The organism is Streptomyces sparsus (assembly GCF_054776295.1).
Window position 1 is genome coordinate 1 of the sequence record NZ_BAAHCA010001039.1, and the last position, 1,574, is coordinate 1,574.

At 75.2% G+C, this 1,574-nt stretch carries 1 protein-coding gene; it reads right to left on the reverse strand.

The features are described 5' to 3' along the window. The coding region (locus ACYVE9_RS26105) for a DUF6493 family protein (RefSeq protein WP_461030361.1) at positions 1 to 1,574 on the reverse strand (1,574 nt) is incomplete at both ends.

Genomic DNA, 1,574 nt, shown 5'->3' on the forward strand with positions numbered 1-1,574 from the left:
CCGCGGCGGCCGGCCCCGCGGATCTGCGGCACGTCGAGGTGGCCGAGCACGGCGCTGACGACCAGCGCCAGCCCGTTGGTGGAGTCGAGGAACTGCTGCGGGTCGGCGAGCCACGTGTGGTGGTGCGCGACGGGTTGGAGTGCCGCGGCGAGCGCTGGGCGGTCGCGGTGGGCGTGCCGGACGAGTGTGTCGAGCACGTGCTCGAACTCGGGTGCCTCCGGATCGTGGGCGAGGGCCGCGGTGATCTCGGCCGCCGCTTCGGTGACGGTGTCCGGTACGGGCGGCAGGGGGCGCGCGGTCGGGACGGGCGGCAGGGTCTCCGTGTACGGCACGCTGGCGGGCGTCACGACCCGGGCCCCGAGGAGTTCTGCGGCATCGGCCAGGAGGGAGGGGGTCAGCAGGTCGGCTGCGGCGGCGAGTTCGGCGCGGGTGGCGTCGTCGGTACGGGTGAGGTGGCGGCGTACGACGCGCAGCGCGCGGGTCTGCACGGCGTGGTCGGGATGCCCGAACGCCTGGCCGACAGCGGCCAGCAGCACGGCTGCGCTGCCCGGTTCGCGGCGGACGGCTTTGTCGACGAGGGCGAGTTGCGCGTTCACCAGTTTCTTCTCGGTGCGGAACAGCACTCCGCTGGACGCCTCCGCCAGTGCGGCGGTGGGCAGTCGCTCGCGTTCCCACAGGTCGCGCAGCGCGGTCTGGGCGTGGGCGGCGACGGGTGAGGGTGCGTCGGCGGCCAGGCGGACCCAGTCCCCGGTGCGGTCCGCCGTCTCCTGCGGGGTCAGTCGCAGGGCCGTCAGCAGCGCGGTTGCGAAGCGCAGGTCGGCGGGCCGTCCGCCGCGGAGGAGGGCGGCGCGGCACCGGTCGATCAGGCCCCGGCGGCTCAGCAGGCCTTCGGCGCTGAGGCGGGCGAGGGCGCCGGGCCAGGTCTGCTCGGGCTCGGGCTGCTCCTCCGGGGTCCACGGGCCGGGGCTGCCGACGCCGGACAGGTCGAGGACGAGGGGGACGAAGTCGGGCGTGAGCGGGTCTTCCCGCAGGGTCGTGACGAGGCTGACGGGTGTGGTGTTGTTACCTCGGTACCGCTGGTGCAGCAGATGGTCGATCCAGGCGTTGACGCAAGTCTCGTTGGCCGGCATCGGCACGTCGGCGAGTTCCCGGAGCCGCAGCAGCAGTGCGAACTCGTCCGGCATCAGCTCGGTGCGGGTCTCGGAGAGCCGGCGCAGCAGGTCGGCGATCCACGCGGGATCGCGGTGGGCGAGCACGTCCGCGAGCGCGTCAGGTCGGGCGCCCGCCCAGCGCAGGTCGCCGTGCATCAGCCAGCGCGCGCAGGCCGCGGCGCCGGTGTGGCATCCGGTGCCTGCGATCTTGAGGGCGGCCAGGCTCGGTGCGTCCCAGCGCGACCAGTTGTCGCGCAGCCGGCGCCGTTCGGCGAGGAGGGCGTCGGTGCAGGCGCGGCGGGCCTGATCGCTCATGCCCGCGAGCAGCGTGGCGACGCCGCCGCTGTCACCTCGACGGACGGCGTCGAGCAGGGGAGCCGCACTCTGCTCGGCCGGGGCGGACGCGGGACCCGGGGCGGGGGC